We start from the raw sequence: 25,409 nt of genomic DNA, 5'->3' as shown, positions 1-25,409 counted from the left end.
ATCCCCTATCCGACTTCGTATACTCCGATTCATAAGCTCCTCCCTTTCTCCCTTGCTTGTTCCGAACAGTACAGATACCCTTCAACAGCTGGAATATGAGTACCAGTATAGCTGCCGCTGATGAACAGCCTGCTAACATTTGATGAAGAAAAGATGAAGAAGAGCTTAACAATTGTGATAGTTCTAGTGCCTTCCTTTCCTGAACACAACAAAAGCCCCTGTCCTGCTCCAATGGGAGAGGACAAGGGCTGCCGCAATTCGGTCAGCTTCATGGCCGCAGCACAGAACCCCGCATGCTGTCAGGCCAGGCCCTAGCTGTCGGAAGGCCGGCTTTTCATTCAGCTTCCTTGCAGGATGCGCAGCAGCTCATGGCGCTCCAGCAGCTGCAGCAATTCCCGACGCAGCTCCGGGGACAGCGGCCGGGCCGGGGGCATGACATGAGTTGGAATCTCAACGCCGGAAGCGCGGACCGCTTCCTTAATCGTATGGAAGAACGGAGCGTCAAGCGGATACACCTCCGTCACGATCCGGAACAGCTTGCGCTGAATGCCGGTGATGACCGCCAGATCGCGGCATCGGTATGCCTCGTACAGCCCGCATGTCAGATGCGGGGCGAAGTTGGCGCTCGCCGGAACCGCGCCGTCGCCTCCCGCGATCAGCGTCTCCAGCAGCAGATGGTCGTAGCCGGCGAACACTGCGAACTCCGGCCGCTGCCCTTTCACATCGCGGATGACCTCCAAAATCGGCTCGATCTGCTGCACCGTCTGCTTGACACCCGCAATGTTCGGATACGTTGCGGCCAATGCCGCGATGATGGACGGCTTCACTTCCTGCCCGGTCAGACCCGGAAAATTATAGATATATATCGGCAGCGACACCGATTCGGCGATGTCGGCATAATGGCGGTACAGCTGCTCGTCGCTCAGCTTCGCGGCGTACGGATTGAGGACCACGACCGCATCCGCGCCGGCCGACTCGGCATGGCGGCTGAGCTCGATCGCTTCATCCGTCCGGCTCGATCCGGTTCCAATGAGAACCGGAAGGCGTCCGTTCGTGTGCCGGATCGCGAATTCAGCGACCTGCTTACGCTGCCCAGCCGACATGTGAAAGAATTCACCCGCTGAACCAAGAAAAAACAAGCCATGAACTCCGGCTTCCGTCAAAAAATCAATCATCCGCGCCATGCCTGCCGTATCAAGCTGACCGTGTTCATCGAGTACGGTAATGACCGGCGGAATAATACCGTGCAATTTACTGCGCTTCTTCATGCGTAATCACTCCTTCATCTGCTGTAGATCTTCGTAGCTGGTTAGGACGAGGCGACCAGGTTGAAAAGCTAACCTGGGTTTAGAGTTATCGGTAACAAAATTCGCCGAAAAGAAATTCCCCTTCCCGCATTCGCATCGCGCCGCCAACATGAATTCCCCCGGTTCGGGAGCCCTGCGAGGCGGCCAGGCCGCCACTGGCCCTTATACTGTAACTCTAGCATAGCGGCCAGACCGATGCCATGCTTCATTATGGACATCTGATGACATTCGCCATGCCGCCGCGGCCCCGAGGAGCCTCTCGCCCGCCCGGCCGAGCCCCCAATCCTTCGCCCGCATCGGGGCTCGCTCCGCGATTCACGGCAGCAGCCGGTCATCGAAGCGGCTCGAGGGCGGTCCGGGCTCGACGCGGAACACGCCGCCCGCATAGAGCTGCTGCTCGAGCTGCTCCACCTTCATCCCGATGCGTGCTGTCGTGACGTACAGCTGGCGGTACGATGGGCCGCCGAAGCAGAGCGAGGTCGTATGCACCGCCGGAATCGGCACGGCTGCGAGCTGCCCTCCTGTCTCCGGATTCCAGCGCGTAATGCGCGCTCCTCCCCAATGGGCTACCCATACCATCCCCTCGGCGTCGACGGTCATCCCGTCGGGAATCCCTTCTCCATCGGGGATGCGGATGGCGGATCGGCGGTTGCCGAGCACGCCACGCGCCACATCATAGTCGAACGCGTCGACTCGCATCGTCGGGGTATCGATATGATACATCGTTCCGCCGTCCGGACTCCAGCCCATCCCGTTCGACAGCGTGATGCCTTCCAGCAGGAGGTCGACCCTGCCATCCGGGTCCAGCCGGTACAGGGAAGCTTCGCCTTCTCCCTTGGACAGGCTCAGCTTTCCATCGAACAGGCTTAGCGTTCCTGCTATCAGACGTCCGGCCGGATCGCATTTCGCGTCATTGAACCGCATCTGTCCCGTATGGAGAACCGGCTCGCCGATGCGGTCAACCTCCTTCGTATCCGGATGAACAAAATAAAAGCCGTCCTGCAGCACGCACAGGAGGCGGCGTCCCGATTCCGTCAAGGCGACCGCCCCGACACAGCCCGGCATTGCGACTGTCTCCCCCTTCCCGGATACAGGCTCTGCAAAATGGATCGCCATTCCCGTAATATCAACCCAGTACAGGCGCTGCGTTCGCTCATCCCATACCGGCCCTTCGCCAAGCTCCGCTCTGGCATCATATAACAGCTCCGCGTTCATCGAGTGCTTTCCTCCATCTCCCCTTTTCCACATCCTACCACAGATTGCTGTGTTCATCCCGGTTTTTCCCACAACGCCAGCAGGGGCGTGATCAGAACCTGTATTCAAGATCTCCTTAGAAGTGTGGCGAGATGGGAGATGATGGTCATGTTTTCAGCAGAAAGTTTTGTGATTTCATAGTCTTTAGATAAGCGGCGAGAGCCGTTCATCCAACCGAAGGTCCGCTCTACACGCCACCGTTTAGGAGGTATTTTCCATCCCGCTTTGATTCGCTCCGAAATATCTACCTTCAATCCTAGTTTTTCAGTATATCCTTTGAAGGTTTTACGGTATCGGGCATCAGCACAAACTCCTTTTATTGATGGGTATTTTGACAATGCGGCACGTATAACCTCACCTCCAGCAACAGTATCGTGAATATTGCCGCATGAACAACAACGCACAGCAAATTACCCATAATATCTGTCACAATATGACGTTTGCGACCTTTTGTTTTTTTCCGCCATCCATACCGCGATCTTCTGCTCCCGATGTGGTTTTCACGCTTTGCGAATCAATTAATGCGTAGCTTGGTTCAGCGTTTCTACCTGCTTCCGTGCGAGTTTTTTGTACTAGTTTTTTGAGAACCTTTGCCCACAACCCGTTTTTGACGGCGCGTTGATAAAACGATGATACTGTGGTGTATTTGGGAAAGTCATGCGGCAACTGTCTCCATGGACAGCCTGTTTTGTTAATATACAGAACAGCATTTACAAGCTTGCGTTTGCTGTGAACCTGAAAGTGCTTACCACGCTTTTCTCTTTCAAATAAGGGCTTTATTATGTTCCACTGTTTTGTCGTTAAGTCGCTCGGATACTTCAATGCCTTCTCCTCCCATTACATTCCATAAACTATATCGGGGAGATCTTGAGCTTTATTGAGTACAGGTTCTAAGGATCATCCGATCCAACGATCTTCATGATCGGAGTCACTAACGGCGGTTTCGATGCACCAACAGAAATGACCAGTTCAGCCGTCCCCGGGTCGGTTACTGTAGCTTCAGTTGGACCACTGTTTCCGTTTGATACAACAGTAATCGTTCCTGCAACCATCGCGTTGTTAACAGCTACGGAATCTGCTGATCTTTCGTTATTGGTTTCTGAACCAAGCGACAGGTTGATCACATCCATCCCGTCAGCTACAGCTTTGTCAATCCCTGCAATCACGTCTTCCGTTGAACCACTGCCGTACGGTCCCAGTACCTTATATGCATGAATTTCAGTTTTCGGAGCTACGCCTTTGACACCTTGTTCTCCATTGGCGGCTCGGATTGCAATTCTACAATGACGGAAATGCGCTCTGTACTATCTGAGAGGGGAACATAGTTTTGAGGTTGAATCGATTGAATTGGTGCTGAATCGAGGGTGTCTATCTTTTCAATTTGCAGGCCATACGCCTGCTGATCCGCTGACCTCAGCGCTGCGGCGCTCTTTGATGGCTTCTCCAGTTTAACCTTCTGATCCAAACCGTTTAAATCAAGCGAAATAGCCTTTGGATCTAATTGCGAGACGAACTTCTGAACTCCGCCTGTATCATGCGAAGTGTCTTCCTGCGCTCCTACTGCCGGCAATATTAGCGTGAAGGCTAATAAGAAGCTTAGTAAACTACCAACAACTCTCCTCTTCAAATCCTCACTCTCCTTCAAAAGATTTTCTGAGCTTAGTTCACCTGTTGTTATTAGTAATATTAAATTCTATATCTACTATAATTTTCCTTCTATAAATCCCATTAAATTAATCGGGATAATCTATTAAAATTAGACTTATTCAGCCTATTCTCTCGACTAAACTAGTTTTTTCTTGTCTAAATATGCTATAACTAGCAAATTCTCTATTGTTGCTTCAGTCTATCTATCCGTTAAGCAAAAAAAGCTCAAAACAAACAGGAGGGCTTTGCCCCCCTGCGCTTGAGCTTAAATCCAGTATTATTTCTTGTCCACTTGCAGCAGCGTAATATTTTTCAATGAAAAGGTTCCCTTGATGCTCTCATCGGAAATCGCTTTCAGTTTGATCAAACTGGCAACTTTAGATGGATCCGCCTTTGACAGCATGCGCCACACCTCAGGGTCAGGCAGCGCCTCGTATAGCTTCTGGTCATCAAATTCCTTCCGTTCCTGCTGAACCAGCTTCACTTTGTAATGCCCAACCTCCAAAGAAGAGACGCCTTGCTCACTACAGTAGTTAATGATCTCCCCCCGCAATTCCGCAAGTTGCTGCTCGGTCTCCTTCTGCTGCTGCTTAAGCTGATAATACTACTTCACTATTTTATCCAATTCGCCTCACCCTCCTCTACACATCTATATGTAGAAGAAGCGAAATTAGGACAAACATTAGCAAGAACGCGATGGTTAAATCGGCATTTCTTTCCCTGCATAGTCCACAAAATGATATTTAGCATCAGGTACGATTTTGCGTTCAATCAAATCAAGAATGCTTTGAGCACTTTCCTGAGGGTCCAAAGCTGCCCGCTCTCCTCCCATATCGGTTCTCATCCAGCCCGGATGAACACTTAGCACCTGAATATCACGCCCCTTGAGTAAACTATGCAGCTGCAGAGTAAACATATTCAGCGCCGTCTTAGTCATTCCATAGGGATAATCATTCGGATATGCATATCGTCAGGCTGCCCGCTTCAGAGGAAATATTGATTAGCGAGGCTTGCGGCTCAACAAGGAGCGGCAGAAAATGCTTCACTACCCGTATCGGCCCAAACAAATTGATCTCGAACGAAGCAGCCACATCCTTCATATCTAATTGTTCTATCCCTGTGTCCCGGGCAAGAAGAATCCCGGCATTATTCACGATCGCGCCGAGGGTACGTCCTTCACTTGCGAGTTTAGCAGCCAGATCAGCTATGCCTTCCTCGTCCTCAACATCCAATCTGGCAACTGTTATTTTATCGCCATACTGACCTGCAAGCTCCTTCATTTTATCGCCTGGATCATCGGGATTTCGTATTCCGGCAATAACGGCATGGCCGCGTTCAAGAGCTTCAGCGGTCATTTCATAGCCTAACCCCCGGCCAGCACCGGTAATCAAAATATTCATGTATGTATTCCTCCTTCAACTTGAATTCTATAGACCATTCTACCTGCCATATCATTATATTAAAAGCGGCCCTCTCATCATTAAAGATGGAAAGAGCCGCTTTCTAGTTAAACTATTTCAATCATTAGCACAAGTTATTATTTCGCCAGCGCTTTATCTGCCGCGCTCTCACCGCCAAGCCGTCCGGAAGTGAAGGAGTAACCGATACCGACGCCATTGCCAACATACGTATCATTGAACAGTACGCCTTCCGATTCCAAACCTACAGCGAACAAGCCTGGTACTGGAATGCGATCATCATTTAATACTTGGAAGCTGGTATTAACGAGCAGACCGCCTACCGAACCAAGGTTATTGATCTCAGCGATGATAGCGTAGTAAGGACCGCTCTCACTCATCGATTGCAAATATTCCTTAGATTTCCCGAATTCGGTATCTATACCAGTCTTGATGGCTTCTTGATATTTAACGAAAGCATCTTTGAAGACTTCAACGTCCATGCCAGCGTTTGCAGCAAGCTCCTCGATCGTATTGCCTTTAAAGCCATCACCATTCTCAACCATCGTATCAAATACTTGCTGCGCATCCTTCCAAGGGGTATCCAGCTTGAATTGATCCATGAAGTCTGCGTAGAATTCTGGCGGCATGCCTGGAAGCTTCGGCGCTTGTACGCCGTTCATGCCTTGACTCGTCAATGCATCGATTTGAGATTGAGATACGATGACCATATGATAAGCTCCATTAAAAGCACTTGTGTTCGCAGCCGCTACTGCTTCCAGTGTAGCTGCTTCATCACGGAATCTCGCACCGGATGGCCCTACGTTCATGAAGTTCGGCAAGTAGCTCAGCATCATCGGATAGCTTGCTTCGAAGGAAGAATACTTCTCTTTCAGCTTATCAGTCGCTCTTGCTAACGTTTGGTGCAGCATTTGACCACCAAAATTGTCCGGAACCTTAGCTCCGGCTTCCCAAGCCATTTTCAGGCCTTCGCCGACATTTTGGCCCAAACCGCCGTTGATTCCTTCAAATCCAAAGGCTTCCTTAACCATATCTTGGTTGGCCGCATAGCCGCCTGTTGCCATAACTACGCTCTTCGCCGAGATTTCCAGCGTCGTTCCGTCCTTCTTCTCAGCTACTACACCTGTTACCTCACCATTGGTGCCTGTAATCAGCTTCTGGGCTGTAGTCTCTGTAATAACTTGACCACCGTTCTTCTCAACAGATTCCGCCAGCATATTTCTCAGCAATTCCTGACGAGTATCGTAAGCAGGAAGCACATGCAGAGGTTCTCCAGCGAAGTTCAGGAACGTTGTTTTGTAACCCTTATTCGCCAACCAATCATAGGTGTCTCCTGATTTCGTCACATATTGGCGGATCGCAGCTGCATCAACACGCCAGTGATTGTTATATATCCACTCAGCTATTTCCTTCTCAACATTAATCTTCAGCCCCTCATTGATTGATGCTGAAGAATTGTAGAATTTGCCTGCCCAGGACAGGTTGCTCGCACCGCCGATGGTTGCCGTTTTCTCAACGATGATAACCTTCGCGCCTTTGTCTGCCGCCGATACGGCAGCGGATACACCGGATGCCCCTGCGCCTACGACTACTACGTCTGCAGAGAGCTGCTCCGTTTTGCCTCCTCCAGCTTTTTTCACTGCATTGGATTTGAAGGCTTCCACATCGCCGCCCGCTTGATTAACCGCATCCTCTACAGCTGCCAGCAAACCGGCACTTGTCTCGGAAGCACCGGACACAGCATCTACCGCCAGCGTTTGGCTATCAATGATTTGTTCTCTCAAGGTGTCGATCGCAGCATCGCCAATCCCTGCAGTTTCTCCTTGGCTAACTATTTTAATATCGATAAGCTCGTCTTCTGTAAATGTAACTTCAACCTTAATATTTCCTTCTTTACCCTTGGCCTCTCCCGTATAGGTCCCCGGAGTAAAGGACATCTTCGTTGCAGTATCCTTCCCATTTGATGAAGACTGTTCTGAATTGCTGCTAACCGCACCTTCTGATTGCGATTTGTTCGAATTCGAGTTTTCGCTGCAGCCGCCCAGCATCGTCAAAATCAAGACCAGGCATATAGAAATCATCATAAATTTAACTACAGATTTGTTTCGCACTTATGTCCCCCCTATGATTGTTTACCGCAGCCCCTCTTCTCTTACTGCTCAAGGCTACACCAGAATCGTAAACCTTGGTGCAGCACCAAGGTCAATGGCGATTATGTGAAAAAAATCTCAAAGTCAGCCAAAAAACACCGGCGTACCTTGAGATTTTATGATCCGTCAGTTAGCATGCAACATCATTAGCAAGCTGATTGATCGGACTAAATATAACGTTTCTAAAAAGGAATGTTTATTTCGAGATAGGAACCGGGATCCTCCTGAATATATTCGTTCAGCAATAATTTCCCCGTAATATCTCCCACGACCCGATGGCCTCGGTCTGCCAATTCAACTAACATAAAGCGGAAGGAATCGACCGAGAAGCTATCCTGCGCTGAAGTCCGAATCACCGAAGACAGACAGCGGACCGGAGGAAGGTATTCCACGCAGTCACTGATCCCAACATTCAAATTCTGCAAATCTTCTTCCGTCAAAGTGACTCCCCAGTTATACTCAAACCTATCGTTATCCGGCGCTTCATTCCAGTTCTCAATCCGCAAGCAAAAGAAACTAAACGGCAGCAGCTCCATCCATTCGTTTATGACTCCTTTTAGAAAAGGCACTTTCAATAAACGATTCTGATTCGTTTGCTTAAGCCGGTATCTGCCCGGCAATTGCTTGATCTGACACTTATGCAGCCTCCCCTCGATTTGGTCAAGCTCGGCCTGGATCTCTTTCATTTTATTTAAGAGCAATGTACTCTTGCGGATTTGTTTCTCCAGATTGAACTTGGACTGGTCAATTCTGTCCATCACTTGATGCGAGGTCCCGCTGTTGATAAGCTCTGATACGTCCTGCAATGGAATTTGCATGCTCCGATACCATCGGCTCATCAGCAGGCTGCGGACATCCAGGTCATTATAATATCTGTAATTATTGCTATGATCCCTTAGCGGCCTTATAATATCCTGCTTCTCATACAGCCGCAAGGTATCCGTCGAAACACCGGCAATCGTTGCAAACTCTCCGATGGAATATCTCATACCAGTCCCCCAATTCGATAAACACCTTAATAGAGGTAGTTCAAAAAGTTCGCTTCTGATCACGAAGTAAATCAGGAAGTGGGCTCGGCATCGAATCTTGAATTCAGCCGGGCCTTCCGGTGCTCACGTACCAACTACGTACGCTCCGCTCCTCAGTCCCTAGCTTCATCCAACCTTCTCGGTGCTGAAAACCGACCTTTTTGAACACGTCCTAGTAATATCTTAAAGGGAAACTAAGCAATAATGTCGTGAATTAATTCACATAAAAGCTCGCAAAAAATCGCCAATGCTACTGGCATCAGCGATTTTAACAAATACTATTTGAATAGGAGCAGCTATATCCGATCCTTCCCAGTTTAAATTAGCTGGCGGCTGTACCATTTCTCTGCCTTGAACCACCACATAAATACCGAGCCCCGAACGACCCATTCCGTAATCATAGCAATCCATACCCCATAATGCCAAAACCAAGCGTAATTCCAAGGACATATCCCAGAACGACACGGAGCAGCCACAACGAGAGCAAGGAAGAGATCGACGTAAAGTTGGAATCCCCTGCCGCACGAAGCGTTGACGGTGTAATAAAGCTGAACGACCAGAACAAAGGCTGTGCCACCGCAATCAGCAAAGTTAGCGAGAAGATATCCGGAATAATCTCTGCCGGCGGAGAGAACAATTTGACGATCAGCGGGAACATCGGCAGCAGTATGATGTCCATAATAAGGAAGAATGCCACAGATAGCCCGAGAAATGATTTGACAAACTTCCTGGCATCGGCGATATTTCTTCTTCCGATACATTGGCCGACTACCGTCACGATCGCAATGCTCAAGGCATTGGCACCGATTTGAAATACTAGCGATATAGAGCCGCTAATCGCATTCACGGTAATAGCGAGCGTCCCCAGTTGTACAATAAAAGTCTGGGTCAACAGCTTGCCGCCGTTAAAGAACATCTGCTCCGCCGCAAATGGAACTCCGATAAACATAATTTTCTTTAAAATCGGGAAATTAAGCCGCAGTGCATTTTGGATTCGAAAACGTAAGGTTTGGTTGAACTTCAGTAAATAAATCATCGAAGCTGCCATTCCCAGAATTCTGGCGGTCAGCATCGAAATAATAAGGCCAATTACCCCCATGTCGAGAATCGTAATGAACAGCACATTCAAGCACAGAAAAGTGACATTCATGATTAACGATAAGCCCAGGCATGCCTTCGTCTCCGCTACACCTCGGAGCGCACCGGTTACCGCTTGAAATATTGCAATAAACGGGTAAGTAATACAGCTGCCGATCAGATAAATCCTCGCATTCTGGAACACGTCAGCTTCAGCCCGTCCAAATAATAAATTTAAAGCCGGCGTATGAAAAGTAATTACAAACGCGCTGATGAATACGGACAAAATTGCTACCGCAGATATCGCCTGCGCAGCGGCCTTGGACACCATTTCATTATTTCCGCTGCCTTTATATTGCGCTACGATCACAGTGCCGCCAGTAGCTACGGCCACAAATACATTGATGATAAAAATATTAAGCGAATCTACCATACTCACGGCACTAACCGCAGCAACCCCGGACGAACTAATCATGGCCGTATTTAACAAGCTCATTAAAATAATAAAAGCCTGGTCAACCAGGATTGGAATAATAATTGCTATAATTTGTTTATAGTCGAGGGACTCCCCCGTAAAATACTTATCTATATAAGTTGAACTAAAGGAAATGAACGGATCTCGCCGCTTATCTAAAGACTATGAAATCACAAAACTTTCTGCTGAAAACATGACCATCATCTCCCATCTCGCCACACTTCTAAGGAGATCTTGAATACAGGTTCTGATCACGCCCCTGTCCTATAAGATACTTCTACGATGGTATGAAGGACCGTGCCTCCCGCTTACTTCGCGCAAGCGGTTGCCGGATTACGGGGCCCGTAGTAAGCCGCATAAGTCTTGTACCCGCCGCTCAGATTCATGCTCTCGAAGCCGTGCTGATCCAGGATACGGGTCGCCAGATAGCCGCGCAGCCCGACCTGGCAGCTGACGACAATCGGCCGATCCCGCGGCAGCTCATCCAGCTGGCTGCGCAGATCGCCAAGCGGAATATGGATCGAGCCTTCAATATAGCCCGCTTCCCGCTCGGTGGATTCCCGCACATCGATGAGGCAGGCGCCCTCGCGCACCATCCGGTCGATCTGGTCGTAGTGAACAACCTTCACATCGCCGTCGACGACATGCGAGGCAACATAGCCGAGCATATTGACCGGATCCTTTGCCGACGAATAGGGAGGCGCATAGGCCAATTCGAGATCGGGCAGATCATGCACCGTCAGATTGCCCTTGATGGCGGTGGCCACTACGTCGATCCGCTTGTCCACCCCCTGCATGCCGACGCCCTGAACTCCGTAAATGGCGCCGGTCTCCGGATGGAAGGTCAGCTTGAGCGAGATAGGAGACCCGCCAGGGTAGTACCCGGCATGAGAAGCCGGATGAATATGAACGGATTCATACGGAACGCCCAGCTTTTGGAGCGTCTTCGCATTGCTGCCCGCCACCGCAACCGTCAGATCGAACACCTTCGCCACCGCAGTTCCGAGCGTCCCCCGGTATGACTGGCCCTTCCCGTATATGTTGTCCGCGACCAGTCGGCCCTGACGGTTCGCCGGCCAGGCGAGCGGCACCATCGCTGGCGTGCCGTGAATATAATCCTTCACTTCAATGGCGTCGCCGACGGCCCAAATGTCAGGATCCGCCGTGCGCAAATATTCATCGACGAGAATGCCGCCTCTCCCGCCGAGCGCCAGCCCCGCCGAACGGGCAAGCTCATTCTCCGGCCGGACACCGATGGACAGAATCGTCATATCTGTCGGCAGCACGCGCCCGCTGGCGAGAACGATGGAACGCCCCTCGTCCTGGAACGCGCTGACCCCGTCTCCCAGTATAAGCTCAATTCCTTTTTCCCGCAGATGATGATGCACGATGGCCGCCATTTCCGGATCAAGCGGAGCCATGACTTGATCGGCCATTTCCACGACGGTCACTGCGATGCCGCGATGGGCCAGACTGTCCGCCATCTCCAGGCCGATGAAGCCGCCGCCGATAATAACGGCCCGCTGCGGCGACGTCTCGTCGACATGTGCCTTAATCCGGTCCGTGTCCGGGATGCTTCGCAGGGTGAACGTCTGCTTCGCCTCGTTCAACCCTTCGATCGGCGGCACGATAGGCTTCGCCCCTGGAGACAGAATCAACGTGTCATACGATTCCTCGTACTGCTCCCCCGTCTTGCCATTCCGAACGGAGACAATATGGCGCTCCCGATCGATGGCCGTTACTTCCTGCTCTGTCCGAATATTGAGCCGGAACCGCTTCGACATGCCTTGGGGGGTCTGCACGAGCAGAGACTGACGCTTCGGAATGACGCCTCCAATATAATAGGGAAGCCCGCAGTTCGCGTACGAAATATGCTCCCCTCGCTCGAACATGATGATCTCCGCATGCTCGTCCAGACGTCGCAGCCGGGCAGCCGCCGTCGCGCCGCCCGCAACTCCGCCGACAATTACAATTTTGCGCTGTTTCATTATCCATCCACTCCCCAAATACCCCATAGGGTATATTTTGATGTAAAAAAGAGCTTATTTCCGCGGTCCCGTCCACCGGTTCATGCCGCCGCGCACATTGACGACATCCGCATAACCATGCCGCCGCAACAGACCTGCCGCCCGGGCGCTTCGCATCCCGCTCTGGCAGATGACGTACAGCTTCTTCCCCTGCGGGATGCCGCTCACCTTAGCCGCAAGCCGGGACAGAGGCCGGTTCAGTGCGGACGGAATATGGCCTTGGGCATACTCCGAAGCCTCGCGCACATCCACGATGACCGCGTCCTGCAGCGGCAGCAGCGCTTCCAGCTGCTGCGCCGTAATCGCAGAAGACTTGCTCGCTCGTGACTTGAAGAACCATCCGAACATCGCTGCCCCTCCTTTGTTGTTCTATATACCCCTATGGGTATATTACCACCATTCCCTCGCTGCGTCAATGCGGAAGCCCAGCCTGTCCCGCCGTCCTCCCATCGGAGACATGACTTCAGGCGGATCTTCATCGGAGACACTGCCTCAGGCGAGCCTCCAGCGGAGACACGGCCTCAGGCGAGCCTCCAGCGGAGACACGGCCTCGGCGAGCCTCCAGCGGAGAGACACGGCCTCGGCGGGCCTTCAGCGGAGGACACAGCCTCGGCGGGCCTTCAGCGGAGATACGGCCTCAGGCGAGTTCTCCCGGCCCGCCTCCGCATTATTTTTTGTCGAAATAAAAGTCCGGGTTCATATACACATAAGGATCCTGCGGGGCCTCGATGAGCCGAATGCCCGCGTTGTCCGCTTCCAGCTTCATCACTTCCGTATCCTCGTCCAGCTTTAGTTTCGACAACGTGCCGGTCACTTCAACCCAGCTGTCATCGGTGAACCGTGCCGCACCGGCCACTTCGGTCATGATGCCGTACGGGAACGCATCGGCAGCGCAGCATTCCAGGGCGAAACGCACGACGGCGAACCGGTTCTGCCCCATCCCCTCGCTCCGGTGCACGAAGCCCCGCAGCGTAACCGTCTTGCCTTGGAACTGTTCCTTATACAGATCGAGCGCCGTAATCGTCTCGATGAACAGCTTCTCCGGAATCTCGATCTCCTTCTCTTGGATAAGCCTGGCTGCATGCTTCGCATAGATCAGCGTGTACCGGTCATAAGGAAATCGGCCGTTCCACAGCATTTCTTCCTCCTGCTGCACCGATTGTCCCGCACCCTCCGGGTCTCCTGCTTCCTGCCGTGTCGCGCCGGGCGAATCCACCATCACGAGCGGAAGCTCTGATGCAAGTGTTCCGTCTGCCCGCATCCCGGAGGACCGTTCCACCGTGCCCAGCATCTGATCACGCTCCGGGCCGCCCGTCCGCTCCTGGGCGATGGAATATTGCACCCCCTTCTTCTCCGCCATCGCACTGCCGAGCGAGGAGACCGGCAGCAATACGGCCGCCGCCAGCGGGAGCACAAACACGAGGGACCATCCCGCCTGCCTTCCGATGCGGAAGCCGCCCGGGTGATGATCGCAACCGCAGCCGGCATGCCCGCCTCCGTCCTCCGGCGAGAAGAACAGGATAAGCGACCGATAAAGCTGGAAGGCGGCCAACACATAGAGGGCAGCGGTTCCCCACTGTACCCAGATTTCCATGCGAGGGGCGATATAATACTGCACCTTGTCCTGCCAGAACAGGGATAAAATGAATAAGGACCAGGCGAACATCGTGACTGACCGCAGCAAATAGACCAGCGCCTGCCGCCATGGGCGCTTATGTATGGACATGCGAACTCACTCCTTTTTAGGATGAAATATAGACGCCGGCTAGGCATGATGTATCCGGCGGGATATTACAGGAACAGAGCTTGCCATAGAAGGGAGCAGGCTAACACCGTGACCGCTATCAGAAGGCTGAGTCCAGCGACGAACCGGGTGCGGAATACGCCGGCCAGCATGAGCGATGTCTTCAGATCCAGCAGCGGCCCGAAGACGAGAAAGGTCAGCACCGGTCCCGCCGCCAACATGGAACTGAACGAAGCGGCGATGAATGCGTCGGATGTCGAGCAGAGCGAGATAAGATACGCGAAGCCCATCATGAACAGATGGGAGCCGACTCCTTCGGGCACGGCAGACGCCAGCCAATCCCGCCCGATGCCGCTCTGGATAAATGCCGTTATGAACGCGCCCATTAACAAATATTTGCCCATATCAAGAAACTCGTCCCCCATATGGTAGACGCTCGCTTGCAGCTTGGTTCGCAGCGAGGCCTTCGCCGGATGCGGATGTCCAGCATGATGCGGTTTATGATCCCCGTGCCGACAGCCCCCCGTATGGTCCCCCGGGGCCTCCTTAAGCGGATTGCGCTTCACGGTCGCGTACAGCACAAGACCGATGATGACCGTAATGACGAACGCTAGCCCCATCCGGTAATAAGCCATTTCCGGCTGGCTGCGGAAAGCCATCGATGTCGAGGCGAACACGATCGGGTTGATGATCGGTGAAGCCAGTATGTACGTTACCCCGACGTAGACGGGCATTCCTTTCTGAATGAGCCGCCGTACGACAGGCACCATCCCGCATTCGCACAGGGGCAGGAGCACGCCGATCAGAGAGGCCGCCACGACCCCGGCCAGCGGATGGCGCGGTATCCAGCGTGGAATGAACCCTTCCGGCACAAATTCATGCAAAATGGCCGACACCGCAACGCCAAGCATAAGGAAGGGCAGCGCCTCGATGACCAGACTGATTCCGATCGTGGTCACGCTGCGCAGGAAATCCGGGTCCACCGGAAAAGATATATCAGCTAGGCGCTGATTCGTGAACAAAAGATACAGCACGGCAGCGCACACAACAGTCACCGCGTATGTGCCATAACGGAACAGGACGTTCATCAATAGTTACCTCCTCTTTTCCCGCTTCTCTCCAGGACGACGAAGGCCGAATGGAGAGCTTGTCCTATCCCATTCCATATTATTAGTAAGCATTACGATTAATCGAAACAAAGCGTATCACGCACCGCCCGATCCGTCAAGCGCGTATTGTCCTTTTCCAGCAAAATATTATCGAAGTCCAACCCGAACAAATCAAAAGAACCATCCCCGGTGCCGCATCGATAGGCAGGAGACAGCTCTTCCTCATGCGCTCATTTCTAAAGTCTATCTGCTAGTCAAGATTGCGAAGAATAAGGTATACAATGATGCCGAGCGGACCAAGCAAAAAGACGACGATCGCCCATAGGCAGCCGACCTGCTTCCCCTTGCGTTCCGTCGCTTCTCCCCATATCCAGAACAAGCATACCCAGCTCAGCACCCAGATCAAAAAGCCAATCATCAAGCATCCCTCCTGTCGCCCCTGCACCTTGCTGCAGGCGTTCGAGTCCTCCCACCTTCCGATGCTGACATCCGTACTTCGGATACTCTTCTATATTATGTACGCGGGGAGAGCCCGGAATAGGTATATGCAACGCAAAAGCTGACCTATAAGCAACTTGCTTACAGGCCAGCCCTTCTAACCTTTTTTATATTTACTGTATCGTTCCGTTGTTGCGTGTCATATCGAAGCGATAGAACTGGAAGTGGCGGTTCATTTCTCCTTCGATGGTCGGGCCGCCTTCCTTCATGAACGCATAATAGTTCGTCCCCGTCTCTAGTAGCCCGGACGCGTACACAGAGAGAACCCGTCTGGACGTATAACCTCATCCTTGAATCTGTACACATCGCTTGAATTGCTGTGGCGCCTATCCGCATTATAGGATCGGCTCGCCTGAACGAGCGGCACAGGCTTGCCTAACGTAACCAGTACGGCTTCCTTCGCCGCTTCAAGCGCCTGTGCATTAACCTGTTCTATCGGAATATCATACCCCATGCTCGTGATTGCGGCTGCCAACCATCTCGACTCTGAATTCCGGACCTGTTATCAAGGTATGAACCTCCCGCTCATGCCTTCCCCGCGTTAGAGCAACCTCTGTGGCGAGAGCGGCAATGTTGACCGCTCGACCCCGTGTCCGTCTCCACGATGCGCTTGATGTCAGCAGGAAGCTCGGCATAAGACAGCGCAAGGCTTATATCTGATGTTCCGTTGGCCACATCTAGCGCGACGCGGCTCTTATTGTCTTTGCTGTATACGATAACGTCATGAAAAGCTGCTCCCTCATATTCCTCGACTCCGTACAACTCGACGTCGCGTCCGGCCGCTTCCCGGATAGTCCGCTTCGCCCTTTCCAATATCGAAGCATCCAATTCTTTCACTGTCTTGCTATATTTCGGTTCCGTCAAGCTCCCGACCCGTTCATGCTCTTCGGCCAGCGGAGGGATGGTGAATTCAAGCTTCTGATTCACCCCCGCCGGAACTGCACCGCGAGCGCGAAGCTGTTCGTATCGCCTTGCTCCGCACGGATAATCAGCATCTTCTGATCCATAATTCCTCCTCCTTCGGGTCATCACTTAGATGCGCGTAGGTTTTGAAGCAAAAAGAATTTTTTACGGTTCGCATAATCTCATGATGAACGACGACTTTTGCGCTAATTCATCTTGCTGTCTTTGGCTGGCGTGACTCGGAGCATCGTCACCGTGTTGCCCTTATTCAGCTCGACTTCTATGGAATGAGATACTCCTTCCCGTTGACATGAGTATAGATAACGCCATCATCCTCGGTTCCAAGGAACGATATGCTGCGCTGTACCTTGTCCAACATGAACGTTTTGCCCGGGGCGATATTTTTCAGCGCATCCATTGCCTGCTTCTGCATCGTAGCACCCAAATTCCGCATACGACAACTCGGCACGGGCGCTCGTTACTTGGCCTGTCTTTCCGTTATTGACAATGTGCCCTGACTGCGCTCCTCCCCTTCGGATAAATGAACCATGTGCCGTTCGACTCCGTCGCGCTGGCCAATTCTATATCCTTGCCCGCCAGTTGGCGCATCGTTTGCGAGCGGGTTTGCAGCAGCTTCGCGTCCAGATCGGCAATCGTTTTCTCTGCCGGTACTTGCTTCTGTTCCACTTACTTTGATCCATTGGCTGCCGCGGTGACCTCTGCCGCTTCCCGAGCAGGTCCTAGTGAGGCAAGCATCATGCCGGATACAGCTAGCGCCGCGATAACTTTCTTGTACGTGTTCATGTTGTCCCCCTCAGTAATGATGTGATTTCATTTCTTAGATACGGGTAGGGCTGGAATAGTTTTTTATTTTTTATTTATTCAATTTTTTCTCACAAAAAAAGCACACACCTGCCAGAAAGCAAATGCGTGCGTACCGTGTTTCTTATGTCAGCATACGAAGCTGCTAGAGTTCTGTTTTTCATTGATGAAGCCGTTGTCATCCTTTTTCCCGAACATGACCTCGCTTGCCGTTTCCCCCTTGCCCGCTTATTACGGGACAGCCAACGCAATCAACGGACTTTAGAACGGATGATATCCGTCCACTTCGCCGGTTACGGCGTTGAGCGAGATAAGAATCCTTTCTTTGTTGCTATTATTCATTGCTTCAAGCCTCCATTCCAGCTTATTCTGCGAGGAGTACATCACCGCTTTCTTGATAGAATAAGATTTGTTACTCAGTACTTGCAGCAGACGCTCTGCGCCTTCTTTCACCGCCTGAGGCATATTCGCGTATGAGCACGTCACGTCAATCCCCGTTACATTGCCGCCCTCAAAAGTTACCGAAAACGAATCCCCGCTCAAGGACGTGAATACGTCGCGTTCTTTATGATAGCTGCGCTGCGCTTGATCGAATGCCCCGTTCCATGACGGATCGAGCTCCTTCAAAGCCTTGGCAGCGGCGATCCGGAGTGCCTCGCCGACTTGCTCCGCCTTCATATACAGGACCGCCATGAATACTTCCCCGGTCTCTCGCTTCACCTGCGCGTAATTGCCTGCCTCATCCGTTAGAACATACAATCCGTTTGGTCCTTCGCTAACCCTCTTCCATGACATGTTCGTATCCGGCGAACCGGACAATTCCTGATAAAGGCAATCCAGCTTATTCAGAATCTCGTTGTCCAATTGCTCCGGCTTTATCTGTACATCCCGGTTACTCTGCTCCGCCGCGGCAGGCATAACCAAAGCGGCATACTGGCCGGCCGGCGATGTTATGACCAGCATGCATAATACGGCCAGCACGGCACTCATTTTTTGAAAGGATGCCATAGTATCATTTCCTCCTCATTTATGTACCTACTTAATAGATTCATAAGACAAGGAAAAAGTTTGCCTGTGACCAAAATTTTCTTCTCGTTTTTCGTTACGTTCTCATTATGTTCACATTATGTTCACGTTTCCTGCCCTTTTTTGCCGCTATCCTTGTCTTCACAGCAAGCTCATTGCATCACTATCCCCTTCCATCAGCAAGCCCATTGCATCGCTATCCCACTCCATCAGCAAACCCGTTGCATCGCTATCCCGCTCCATCAGCAAACCTATTGCATCGCTATCCCCTTCTCTCAGCAAGCACATTTACATCGCTATCCCCCTTATCCTGATCCTGCAAGATCACATAACTGGTTGCCGCTCATCACGGAAGTCTAAGTATGCTGATTGATGGAAAAAACATGGCGCACCACCATCTGATTGAGTCTTGATCCCGCTCATCATGTGGGTTGCTGAGTCAAGGGGAGAATGAACATAAGAGAGCACACAGAGCACCCCACTTATTCGACAAAACCAAAAATATATGTTCGAGCTCCCTGTCAGGCCTTACCCGAGTAGCAGGTGATTCATGCTTCTGAGTCATAGGGAGAGTTGACAAAAGACATGGAACAACCGACCCTGTTCGAACAAAAAAATCCCGGCCATATCGACCGGGACTTCCCGCAGCGTAAAACGCGCTAAATCAACAACTGCACATCACATCACAGCACATAACATAATAACATCAAGATACAAGCTTCAATCCGATGGCGGCTCCCAGCACCATACAAATAAAGAGTAGCCGCTTCCAGTCCTTGGATTCGCCGTAGGCCAGCATCCCGACAATTGCGCCACCCGATGCGCCGATACCGGTCCAGATAGCATAGGCGGTACCCATCGGCAGGGTCTCCATCGCATAAGCCAAAAAAGCGAAGCTCGCTCCGAATGCGATCATCATGTACACTACGGATTGCCATGTTCTTTCCACATGAAACTTGTTAATCATCGTTACCCCAGCCATTTCGCATATCCCTGCCAACAGCAGCGAGATCCATGCCATTTATGATGCAGCTCCTTCCTTGCCCTTCTCCTTCGTAACCATTTTCAGACCAATGACTCCGCCCAGGAGCAAGAGAATAAGGAGAACCTTCGGGACGCTGAACGGTTCGCCGAAGAAGACAATGTCGGAGAATACCGTTCCGGCGGTACCGAGGCCGACGAACACCGCATATACGGTGCCCACCGGCAGCTTCTTTCCCGCCATAATCATGATGTAGAAGCTGATGATAATGGCAATGATTGTGCCTATCCATTCCCATACATTGCTGGCATGCTTCAAGCCAATGACCCAAAACACTTCAAAAAATGCAGCGATAAATACTTTGATCCAATGAATATTCAAAGTCTCACCCCTCCTGTTGCCCGCCTCTATGCGTAGTATGGCTTATCCATTCCCAGCCGATTACGGGGAGATGCTCCGCCGGAACATCGTCCACGATGCATCCAGTCTCTTCTGGAAGCGCACCGGGCCGCCCAACAGCATCTCCACCAGCACCCCGTCCAGCAAGCACATGAAGGCGGCGGTGACGGTATTCAAGTCAAGCTTGGCCAATTGCCCGTTCGCCATCCCCTGTTCGCACACTCCGGCCAGCATGCGTTCCATCTCGTCCAGGTAGCCATTCACCCGCTCCATAACCGGAGCCAGCAGAGGCGGCGGCGGGAAAAACATCATGCGAAGCAGGAATTTCACATTACTGTCGCTCTGATACCGTTCCTCGTAATCGATAATCAGCCCATACAACTGATCCTGAATGGTATTCTTCTCCCCCTGTTGAGCAAAGTAAACCGCCAGCCGTTCCAATTGATCCGCTACCGCCTTGTCGATGACACTCAAGAACAGATCATCCTTGTTCTTGAAATGCGCGTAAATCGATGGCGTTCGAATACCGACCTGGCGGGCGATATCGGACAGAGCAGCTCCTTCATAGCCGCTCTCTGCGAAATGTCCCAAGGCGGCTTCCAGAATACGATTGGCCGTCATGCGTTATTCCTCCATTCTTTTACCTAACTAACGTTAGTTAGATTTTTTCACATTCGCGATTCATTGTCAAGCTTTATGCATCATGTTCTCCGGAAGCGCTGATGACCGTCCCGGCGCTCTGGCATCTGTTTGAGGAACTGCAGCGGTGCCGGGATTCGCAGGCCCCTTCCGTAATTCCGCCTCTAGACATCAAATCACCCGCCCTCCCTCACGGGACAGCGGGTGCTTCAAGCATGACTTCATGCAGGCTGTAAATCAAGCCATGCAATCTCTTGTTCGGTTAGCGACAGCCGTGCTGTCGCAAAGCAGGATTCCAGCTCCTTGCGGTTGCGGGCGCCGATAATGGCTCCCGTCGGGAACGGCTGATGCAGGACGTAGGCAAGGGCAATCTGTATCGTCTCTACTCCTTTGCTCGCGGCGAGCTTGCTGGCCCGATCGTAACGTTCCCAGTTGGCGTCATTGTAGAAGACGCGCACCAGATCCGGGTCCAGGCAATCCTCTCTCGTGTAACGGCCCGTGAAAAATCCGCGCGCCTGGGAGGACCAGGATAAAAGCGCCAGCCCCGTCCGGCGGTGCCAGCCGATGGTCTCCGCATCGGCGCTGATGCAGTCCGGCCAATACGGTTCCTTCGCCTTACAGGCTGATCCAGCCCGTGAATGTCCAGCATCTTCATTCGGTATGCTCCTCCCTGTCCGTCACATATCGTGAATGGCAACTCGCCGCCGATCTCGGGCGGAGGCCAAGCAGGCGTCGACCGCCTTCATATTGAGCACGGCATCCTCCGGCTCGAACAGCAGCTTCTCCCTGCCCCAGACGGCCCGCGCCAGATTGTCGGCCTGCAGCGCATATGTATTCAGCTCCGGCGGCGTTTCTTCCCGTGTCCCGTTCATGCCGTATACAGTGAAGGCCGGATTGCCGACAAAAGCCGAGGGCAGCACAATCCGTCCGTCCGATCCGAGAATCTCCAGCGTATTACGGGAGGCCGCCCACATGGCGCAATCGAATGTCAGGCCTACCCCGTTCGGGAACTCCAGCAGGCCGGACGCCATCATATCCACATCCCCGTGCTCCGGGAGAAGAACGCCTGCACCGTCGCAGCGACCGGCTCCATGCCGACCACATACCGGGCGCGCTGATGGGATAACAGCCGACATCATGCATCGCTCCGCCGCCCGAATCGTCCATTCCATATGAAGATGATTCGGAAGCGGAATATAGACGGCATCGATATCCGGATCAGCGAGCATCTCCTCGTAGCTTCCGTACGCGTGCGGAATGTTGAGCTTCCGGGCCGTCTCCTCCGCTTTGATCAGATCGCGGCTTGCGATCGCCGCCACTTCCCCCGTCTCGGAAGCGCGAATGCCGGGGATGACGGCGCGCATCGCAATGCTGGCGCACCCGAGTATGCCCCAACGCAATTTGTCGGTCATGATTGCCATTCCTTCATCCATATGCATCGTTATGAAATCATGATGACTAAATCAGTTTGAGGCTATTATAGGGGATGGTCTGCCCAAAATTTATAAAAGCGTTTTCATCCGCATGTAACGCTTTGAAACGGAAAAAACCGATTTATGCATAATTTCTCATGTATGCGCAACACTAACCAAGTATGCAACAATTAACAACACCGAGGAGGCAATAACGATGTACAATACATCCATCTCATCTCAAATCAATCAGTGCGAGCAAATCATTGCTCAAATGATGCGCCAAACGCAGCAAGCATCGCAAATGTACCAGCAGTTGATGCAGCAGGAGCAGCAGAACGCTTCCCGTCTGGAGGAACTGGCTCAGCGCGAGCGCCAAGCGGTTCAAATTATCCAGACGGCGCTGCAAGGCCATCAGACGGCAATGCAGCAAATGCAGCATGTGACCCAGCTCTGCCAGCAAATGGAGCAGTCGATGCAAAGCGTCAGCAACCTTAGCTATGTTCAGCCGTCCCACGCGGCGACATCCTATACGAATCGCGCCTACTAATGCCGGTTCGCCGCATCTATCGGGCCGCTCCTCGGTGAGGAAGCGGCCCGTAATCCGCAGCGTCCCAAGCGCTAAATTCGTACGGGGGTCTGAATTCCGATAATGTGCAGCCCTTGACGGAGGATGCGGGAGACAGCGGCGGTCAGCGCCAGCTTCGCTCTTCTCGCTTCCGGATCATCCACCAGAATCGGCTCATGGTGATAGAAGCGGTTGAACTGCTTCGCCACTTCCAGCAGCATGCGCACGAATAGCGAAGGCTCGTTATGCTGGACGGCGGCTGCGACCGTCTCCTCGAGCAGGGAGAGCGTCTTTACGCAGGCCCATGCTTCCGGACCGGACAAGTGCAGGCCCGGAAGCGGCGCAGCGGCTGCTTCGGCAGCGTCTTGTGCACCGTCCTGTGCACCCATTCCGTTCATTTCCTGCCCCTTCTCCAACAGACGCAGTGTGCGGGCGTACGTGTACTGCATATAAGGGGCGGTCTCCCCTTCGAAGCGCAGCGCCTCGTCCAGTTGGAAGTCCACACTCAGCATCCGGCTGTGCTTCACGTCACCGAACACGATCGCTCCAACCCCGATCGCCTCCGCGATGCTCTCCTTGTCCGGAGACTGCGGGTTCTTCTCCTCGACAATCGCCATCGCCTTGCCGACCGCCTCATTCAGCACTTCATCCAGAAAGACAACCTTGCCTCTTCGCGTCGACATCTTCTTGCCGTTGAAGGTCATTAAGCCGAAGGCGACATGCTCGCAATCCTCCGCCCAGGCATACCCCATCTTACGAAGCACCGCGTACACTTGGCGGAAATGAAGCTGCTGCTCCGCACCGACTACATACAGCAGCTTGTCGGCGCCCATTACTTCCTTCCGGTAGATCGCCGTAGCCAGATCGCGTGTCGGATAGATGGTCGTCCCGTTCGATTTCAGAATAAGACAAGGGGGCATACCTTCCTCATCAAGACGGACGACCATGGCGCCATCGCTCTCTTCCAGCAGGTTCAGTTCCGTCAGCCGCTCTACGACCGCCCCCATCTTGTCATTGTAATAGCTCTCGCCGAGCACATGATCGAACTGAACGCCCAGCCGCTCATACACCCGGTTGAATTCCTCCATGCTCACATCGACGAAATACGACCATAAGGCCAGCGTCTCCGCATCCCCCTGCTCCAGCTTGCGGAACCATTCGCGCGCCTCGTCCTCCAGTTCCGGCTGCTGCTCCGCTTCCTCATGGAACTTCACATACAGCTTCAGACTCTCTTCAATCGGCTGGCGGCGGAGCGTCTCTTCATCGCCCCAATGCTTGTAGGCCGCGATCAGCTTGCCGAATTGGGTGCCCCAATCGCCGAGATGATTCACTTTTTCCACCTCATACCCGGCCTGCTTATACAGATTGGCCAGTGCATTGCCGATAACGGTGGAACGCAAATGCCCGATGCCGAACGGCTTCGCGATATTCGGGGACGACATGTCAATGACGACCCGCTTGCCGGCTCCGGTCTGCAAGCGTCCATAATCGGGCTGGAGCATGCGCTCGAGCAGCTTCGGCGCCTGCGCGGCCGGATCGAAGAACAGATCGACATATCCGCCAGCCGCTTCGGCGCGGACGCCGTCCCCGCCCTGCTCGTTCACCTGCGCGGCGATCTCGGCCGCAATCTGGTGCGGGGCCTGTCTCCGCTGCTTCGCCAGCGGGAAGCAAGGATATGCATAATCGCCCAGTTCTGGCTTCGGCGGCAGCTCCAGACTGCGCAACAGATCCTCCATCGGCAATTGCACGAAGGGTTGCAGCAGCTCGGCCGCATCGTGTTTTAACATGACAACAACCTCCATTACATTTTCATCAAAATAGAAAAAGCCCCCGTCTGCAAAGAGACGGAGGCATTAGATCCGTGGTACCACTCTCATTGAACTGGGCATACTGATGCCTGGTTCCCCTTATTCCCGAATAACGGCTGCGCCGGAATGCCCTACTTCCCGCCTCTCCGCTACATTGCGCGGCGGCTTCGGTTCAGGCCTTCAACTCCCGGGTCCGCTTCCCTGACGCTGCCGTGCCGGCTTCCACCTGTTCCGGCTCTCTGCTGACGGCTGCACGTTCGGTACTCTCCCGATCATCGTCTTCTGATATGCGGTTAATGCCGTACATTATATCGTGCGCGAGCCGAGAAAGCAACATTTCCGTTCACATATGGGCGGGACAGGGGCATTCCGTCCCGTTATCGCCCGGTTGACGGCTTCAATGCCAGGAGCGCAAGAGGCCTTCGCGTCGTAATCGCATCGACACCCATGCCGATATATCGCTTCATATCATCTGCCGCGTTCACCGTATACACCCAGACCGCCAATTGTCGCTCATGCGCCGCTTCCACCAGCTCCCTGCGGCATGTCCGGTAATCCATGTTCAAGCCGTAGGCGCCGTACTGCAGCGCTTCGTCGCACACCCGCTGCGCGAACGCCCCGTAATCGGCGATATCCGCTTCGCTTAACTCATCCGGCGTATTGTATACGACGCGGATCCCTTTATATGTGCCTGCAATCCCTATGCTGCACCCCGTTACGAATACCTGGTTCTCCATGCCGTGCCGGAGGACACATTCCATCGCCGGAGCCACCGTTTCCTCGTTTTTAATATCCAGATTGAGCTTGATGCCTTGCGGCTTGGCGATGTCGAGAATGTGGTCGAGCTTCACGATATCCCGATGCTCGTAGATACGGCTTAATTGAATCCGGTTCTCCACCCGGTTCAATTGCTCATACGTACGCTGGCGCAGCAACGGAGAAGCATCGTGCAGCAGAACGGCGGTGCCGTCCGCGGCCGCTCTCAGATCGATCTCGACGATATCGGCGCCCGATTGCACTCCTTCCCAGAAGGACTCCAGCGTATTGTCCGGAGCCGCTCCTCCCCCGGTATGCGCGCCTACCATAGGAAATTTTCGTGTCACGGATGTCCCTCCC

General features: G+C 52.9%; 29 protein-coding genes, 3 pseudogenes and 1 other annotated feature. Of the genes and pseudogenes, 1 reads left to right on the top strand and 31 read right to left on the bottom strand.

Features of this window, described 5'->3' with window-relative positions; all coding sequences use genetic code 11:
• Nucleotides 1-338: 338 nt before the first annotated feature.
• From DQX05_RS15515 to DQX05_RS15400, 29 genes and pseudogenes are all read right to left on the bottom strand, one after another.
• Nucleotides 339-1,268, bottom strand: a complete 930-nt coding sequence (locus DQX05_RS15515; RefSeq protein ID WP_119794464.1) for a dihydrodipicolinate synthase family protein — start codon at nucleotides 1,266-1,268, stop codon at nucleotides 339-341.
• 354 nt (nucleotides 1,269-1,622) lie between these two features.
• Nucleotides 1,623-2,522 (bottom strand): SMP-30/gluconolactonase/LRE family protein, encoded by a 900-nt coding sequence (locus DQX05_RS15510; RefSeq protein WP_119794463.1) that lies wholly within the window; start codon nucleotides 2,520-2,522, stop codon nucleotides 1,623-1,625.
• 104 nt (nucleotides 2,523-2,626) lie between these two features.
• Nucleotides 2,627-2,965: a transposase gene (locus DQX05_RS33185; RefSeq protein ID WP_119794462.1), complete on the bottom strand. Its 339-nt coding sequence runs from the start codon at nucleotides 2,963-2,965 to the stop codon at nucleotides 2,627-2,629.
• Nucleotides 2,966-2,987: 22 nt separating this feature from the next.
• Complete coding sequence (locus DQX05_RS31420; protein WP_119794461.1) at nucleotides 2,988-3,383, bottom strand: transposase; 396 nt, start codon at nucleotides 3,381-3,383, stop codon at nucleotides 2,988-2,990.
• 68 nt (nucleotides 3,384-3,451) lie between these two features.
• Complete coding sequence (locus DQX05_RS15495) at nucleotides 3,452-3,778, bottom strand: S8 family serine peptidase (protein WP_397335545.1); 327 nt, start codon at nucleotides 3,776-3,778, stop codon at nucleotides 3,452-3,454.
• 14 nt (nucleotides 3,779-3,792) lie between these two features.
• A complete protein-coding gene (locus DQX05_RS15490) occupies nucleotides 3,793-4,188 on the bottom strand; it encodes a hypothetical protein (RefSeq protein WP_119794459.1) in 396 nt (131 codons plus the stop codon).
• Between the two features lie 297 nt (nucleotides 4,189-4,485).
• Nucleotides 4,486-4,812 (bottom strand): annotated as a pseudogene (locus DQX05_RS15485) (hypothetical protein); the annotation flags it as partial.
• 96 nt (nucleotides 4,813-4,908) lie between these two features.
• Nucleotides 4,909-5,145, bottom strand: a complete 237-nt coding sequence (locus DQX05_RS32160; protein ID WP_259392019.1) for a Rossmann-fold NAD(P)-binding domain-containing protein — start codon at nucleotides 5,143-5,145, stop codon at nucleotides 4,909-4,911.
• A gap of 13 nt (nucleotides 5,146-5,158) precedes the next feature.
• Nucleotides 5,159-5,608, bottom strand: a complete 450-nt coding sequence (locus DQX05_RS32155; protein WP_259392018.1) for an SDR family NAD(P)-dependent oxidoreductase — start codon at nucleotides 5,606-5,608, stop codon at nucleotides 5,159-5,161.
• Between the two features lie 137 nt (nucleotides 5,609-5,745).
• Nucleotides 5,746-7,737 (bottom strand): FAD-dependent oxidoreductase, encoded by a 1,992-nt coding sequence (locus DQX05_RS15475; RefSeq protein WP_119794458.1) that lies wholly within the window; start codon nucleotides 7,735-7,737, stop codon nucleotides 5,746-5,748.
• Nucleotides 7,738-7,958: 221 nt separating this feature from the next.
• Nucleotides 7,959-8,765, bottom strand: coding sequence for a MerR family transcriptional regulator (locus DQX05_RS15470; protein ID WP_119794457.1), 807 nt, complete (start codon nucleotides 8,763-8,765; stop codon nucleotides 7,959-7,961).
• A gap of 356 nt (nucleotides 8,766-9,121) precedes the next feature.
• Nucleotides 9,122-10,491: pseudogene (locus DQX05_RS15465) on the bottom strand (MATE family efflux transporter).
• 173 nt (nucleotides 10,492-10,664) lie between these two features.
• Nucleotides 10,665-12,344 carry a CoA-disulfide reductase gene (locus DQX05_RS15460; protein ID WP_119794456.1) on the bottom strand — a complete coding sequence of 560 codons (1,680 nt, stop codon included), beginning with the start codon at nucleotides 12,342-12,344 and terminating at the stop codon, nucleotides 10,665-10,667.
• Nucleotides 12,345-12,398: 54 nt separating this feature from the next.
• Complete coding sequence (locus DQX05_RS15455; RefSeq protein WP_119794455.1) at nucleotides 12,399-12,731, bottom strand: rhodanese-like domain-containing protein; 333 nt, start codon at nucleotides 12,729-12,731, stop codon at nucleotides 12,399-12,401.
• Between the two features lie 319 nt (nucleotides 12,732-13,050).
• Nucleotides 13,051-14,109, bottom strand: a complete 1,059-nt coding sequence (locus DQX05_RS15450) for a TIGR03943 family putative permease subunit (RefSeq protein ID WP_119794454.1) — start codon at nucleotides 14,107-14,109, stop codon at nucleotides 13,051-13,053.
• A 65-nt stretch (nucleotides 14,110-14,174) separates the two neighbouring features.
• On the bottom strand, nucleotides 14,175-15,215 hold the full coding sequence (locus DQX05_RS15445; RefSeq protein WP_119794453.1) for a permease: 1,041 nt from the start codon (nucleotides 15,213-15,215) through the stop codon (nucleotides 14,175-14,177).
• Between the two features lie 271 nt (nucleotides 15,216-15,486).
• Nucleotides 15,487-15,654: a hypothetical protein gene (locus DQX05_RS30835; protein WP_182914771.1), complete on the bottom strand. Its 168-nt coding sequence runs from the start codon at nucleotides 15,652-15,654 to the stop codon at nucleotides 15,487-15,489.
• 193 nt (nucleotides 15,655-15,847) lie between these two features.
• Entirely contained in the window at nucleotides 15,848-15,991 is a 144-nt protein-coding gene (locus tag DQX05_RS30830; RefSeq protein ID WP_182914770.1) for a hypothetical protein, read from the bottom strand.
• Nucleotides 15,970-16,209 (bottom strand): hypothetical protein, encoded by a 240-nt coding sequence (locus DQX05_RS30330; protein WP_147385192.1) that lies wholly within the window; start codon nucleotides 16,207-16,209, stop codon nucleotides 15,970-15,972. The genes DQX05_RS30830 and DQX05_RS30330 overlap by 22 nt, the downstream gene beginning before the upstream one ends.
• Before the next feature lie 50 nt (nucleotides 16,210-16,259).
• Nucleotides 16,260-16,661: a hypothetical protein gene (locus tag DQX05_RS15440; RefSeq protein ID WP_119794452.1), complete on the bottom strand. Its 402-nt coding sequence runs from the start codon at nucleotides 16,659-16,661 to the stop codon at nucleotides 16,260-16,262.
• Between the two features lie 256 nt (nucleotides 16,662-16,917).
• Nucleotides 16,918-17,070: a hypothetical protein gene (locus tag DQX05_RS30825; RefSeq protein ID WP_182914769.1), complete on the bottom strand. Its 153-nt coding sequence runs from the start codon at nucleotides 17,068-17,070 to the stop codon at nucleotides 16,918-16,920.
• Nucleotides 17,071-17,135: 65 nt separating this feature from the next.
• Complete coding sequence (locus DQX05_RS15430; protein ID WP_119794451.1) at nucleotides 17,136-17,324, bottom strand: hypothetical protein; 189 nt, start codon at nucleotides 17,322-17,324, stop codon at nucleotides 17,136-17,138.
• Between the two features lie 396 nt (nucleotides 17,325-17,720).
• Nucleotides 17,721-18,467, bottom strand: a complete 747-nt coding sequence (locus tag DQX05_RS15425) for a hypothetical protein (RefSeq protein WP_119794450.1) — start codon at nucleotides 18,465-18,467, stop codon at nucleotides 17,721-17,723.
• Nucleotides 18,468-18,626: 159 nt separating this feature from the next.
• A complete protein-coding gene (locus DQX05_RS30820; protein WP_182914768.1) occupies nucleotides 18,627-18,773 on the bottom strand; it encodes a hypothetical protein in 147 nt (48 codons plus the stop codon).
• Between the two features lie 418 nt (nucleotides 18,774-19,191).
• A complete protein-coding gene (locus DQX05_RS15420) occupies nucleotides 19,192-19,506 on the bottom strand; it encodes a DMT family transporter (RefSeq protein WP_119794449.1) in 315 nt (104 codons plus the stop codon).
• Nucleotides 19,507-19,848 carry a DMT family transporter gene (locus DQX05_RS15415; protein WP_206108485.1) on the bottom strand — a complete coding sequence of 114 codons (342 nt, stop codon included), beginning with the start codon at nucleotides 19,846-19,848 and terminating at the stop codon, nucleotides 19,507-19,509.
• A 60-nt stretch (nucleotides 19,849-19,908) separates the two neighbouring features.
• The gene (locus DQX05_RS15410; RefSeq protein ID WP_119794448.1) at nucleotides 19,909-20,487 is read right to left on the bottom strand and encodes a TetR/AcrR family transcriptional regulator; all 579 of its coding nucleotides are present in this window, start codon (nucleotides 20,485-20,487) and stop codon (nucleotides 19,909-19,911) included.
• 239 nt (nucleotides 20,488-20,726) lie between these two features.
• A pseudogene (locus tag DQX05_RS15405) lies at nucleotides 20,727-21,131 on the bottom strand (aldo/keto reductase); the annotation flags it as partial.
• Nucleotides 21,132-21,182: 51 nt separating this feature from the next.
• Nucleotides 21,183-21,917 (bottom strand): Gfo/Idh/MocA family protein, encoded by a 735-nt coding sequence (locus tag DQX05_RS15400; RefSeq protein WP_119794525.1) that lies wholly within the window; start codon nucleotides 21,915-21,917, stop codon nucleotides 21,183-21,185.
• 217 nt (nucleotides 21,918-22,134) lie between these two features.
• Here DQX05_RS15400 and DQX05_RS15395 point away from each other — a divergent pair, with 217 nt between their 5' ends.
• Entirely contained in the window at nucleotides 22,135-22,467 is a 333-nt protein-coding gene (locus DQX05_RS15395) for a hypothetical protein (protein WP_087441317.1), read from the top strand.
• 71 nt (nucleotides 22,468-22,538) lie between these two features.
• On the opposite strand, the gene argS is transcribed toward DQX05_RS15395, so the two are convergent.
• Both argS and DQX05_RS15385 read right to left on the bottom strand, forming a co-directional pair.
• Nucleotides 22,539-24,272 (bottom strand): arginine--tRNA ligase, encoded by a 1,734-nt coding sequence (gene argS, locus DQX05_RS15390; protein ID WP_119794447.1) that lies wholly within the window; start codon nucleotides 24,270-24,272, stop codon nucleotides 22,539-22,541.
• A 50-nt stretch (nucleotides 24,273-24,322) separates the two neighbouring features.
• Nucleotides 24,323-24,578 (bottom strand) — a binding site (T-box leader).
• A gap of 92 nt (nucleotides 24,579-24,670) precedes the next feature.
• Entirely contained in the window at nucleotides 24,671-25,396 is a 726-nt protein-coding gene (locus DQX05_RS15385) for a glycerophosphodiester phosphodiesterase (RefSeq protein ID WP_119794446.1), read from the bottom strand.
• Nucleotides 25,397-25,409 lie beyond the last annotated feature (13 nt).

Origin of the sequence: Paenibacillus thiaminolyticus (genome assembly GCF_003591545.1) — a bacterium.
Classification (GTDB): Bacteria; Bacillota; Bacilli; order Paenibacillales; family Paenibacillaceae; genus Paenibacillus_B; species Paenibacillus_B thiaminolyticus_A.
Note: the sequence above shows the minus strand (reverse complement) of the source record. Positions and strands in the feature narration are given on the sequence as shown.

Excerpts from the sequence above, each read along its gene's own strand:
- DQX05_RS32160 (WP_259392019.1), bottom strand. The coding sequence starts at position 5,145 with ATGACTAAGACGGCGCTGAATATGTTTACTCTGCAGCTGCATAGTTTA.
- DQX05_RS32155 (WP_259392018.1), bottom strand. The coding sequence starts at position 5,608 with ATGAATATTTTGATTACCGGTGCTGGCCGGGGGTTAGGCTATGAAATG.
- DQX05_RS15425 (WP_119794450.1), bottom strand. The coding sequence starts at position 18,467 with ATGGCATCCTTTCAAAAAATGAGTGCCGTGCTGGCCGTATTATGCATG.
- argS (WP_119794447.1), bottom strand. The coding sequence starts at position 24,272 with ATGTTAAAACACGATGCGGCCGAGCTGCTGCAACCCTTCGTGCAATTG.
- DQX05_RS15450 (WP_119794454.1), bottom strand. The coding sequence starts at position 14,109 with ATGTCCATACATAAGCGCCCATGGCGGCAGGCGCTGGTCTATTTGCTG.
- DQX05_RS15455 (WP_119794455.1), bottom strand. The coding sequence starts at position 12,731 with ATGTTCGGATGGTTCTTCAAGTCACGAGCGAGCAAGTCTTCTGCGATT.
- DQX05_RS15510 (WP_119794463.1), bottom strand. The coding sequence starts at position 2,522 with ATGAACGCGGAGCTGTTATATGATGCCAGAGCGGAGCTTGGCGAAGGG.
- DQX05_RS15515 (WP_119794464.1), bottom strand. The coding sequence starts at position 1,268 with ATGAAGAAGCGCAGTAAATTGCACGGTATTATTCCGCCGGTCATTACC.
- DQX05_RS15420 (WP_119794449.1), bottom strand. The coding sequence starts at position 19,506 with ATGGCATGGATCTCGCTGCTGTTGGCAGGGATATGCGAAATGGCTGGG.
- DQX05_RS15410 (WP_119794448.1), bottom strand. The coding sequence starts at position 20,487 with ATGACGGCCAATCGTATTCTGGAAGCCGCCTTGGGACATTTCGCAGAG.
- DQX05_RS15470 (WP_119794457.1), bottom strand. The coding sequence starts at position 8,765 with ATGAGATATTCCATCGGAGAGTTTGCAACGATTGCCGGTGTTTCGACG.
- DQX05_RS15460 (WP_119794456.1), bottom strand. The coding sequence starts at position 12,344 with ATGAAACAGCGCAAAATTGTAATTGTCGGCGGAGTTGCGGGCGGCGCG.
- DQX05_RS30820 (WP_182914768.1), bottom strand. The coding sequence starts at position 18,773 with ATGTGCTTGCTGAGAGAAGGGGATAGCGATGCAATAGGTTTGCTGATG.
- DQX05_RS30825 (WP_182914769.1), bottom strand. The coding sequence starts at position 17,070 with ATGCAGAAGCAGGCAATGGATGCGCTGAAAAATATCGCCCCGGGCAAA.
- DQX05_RS15395 (WP_087441317.1), top strand. The coding sequence starts at position 22,135 with ATGTACAATACATCCATCTCATCTCAAATCAATCAGTGCGAGCAAATC.
- DQX05_RS15445 (WP_119794453.1), bottom strand. The coding sequence starts at position 15,215 with ATGAACGTCCTGTTCCGTTATGGCACATACGCGGTGACTGTTGTGTGC.
- DQX05_RS15400 (WP_119794525.1), bottom strand. The coding sequence starts at position 21,917 with ATGACCGACAAATTGCGTTGGGGCATACTCGGGTGCGCCAGCATTGCG.
- DQX05_RS30835 (WP_182914771.1), bottom strand. The coding sequence starts at position 15,654 with ATGATTGGCTTTTTGATCTGGGTGCTGAGCTGGGTATGCTTGTTCTGG.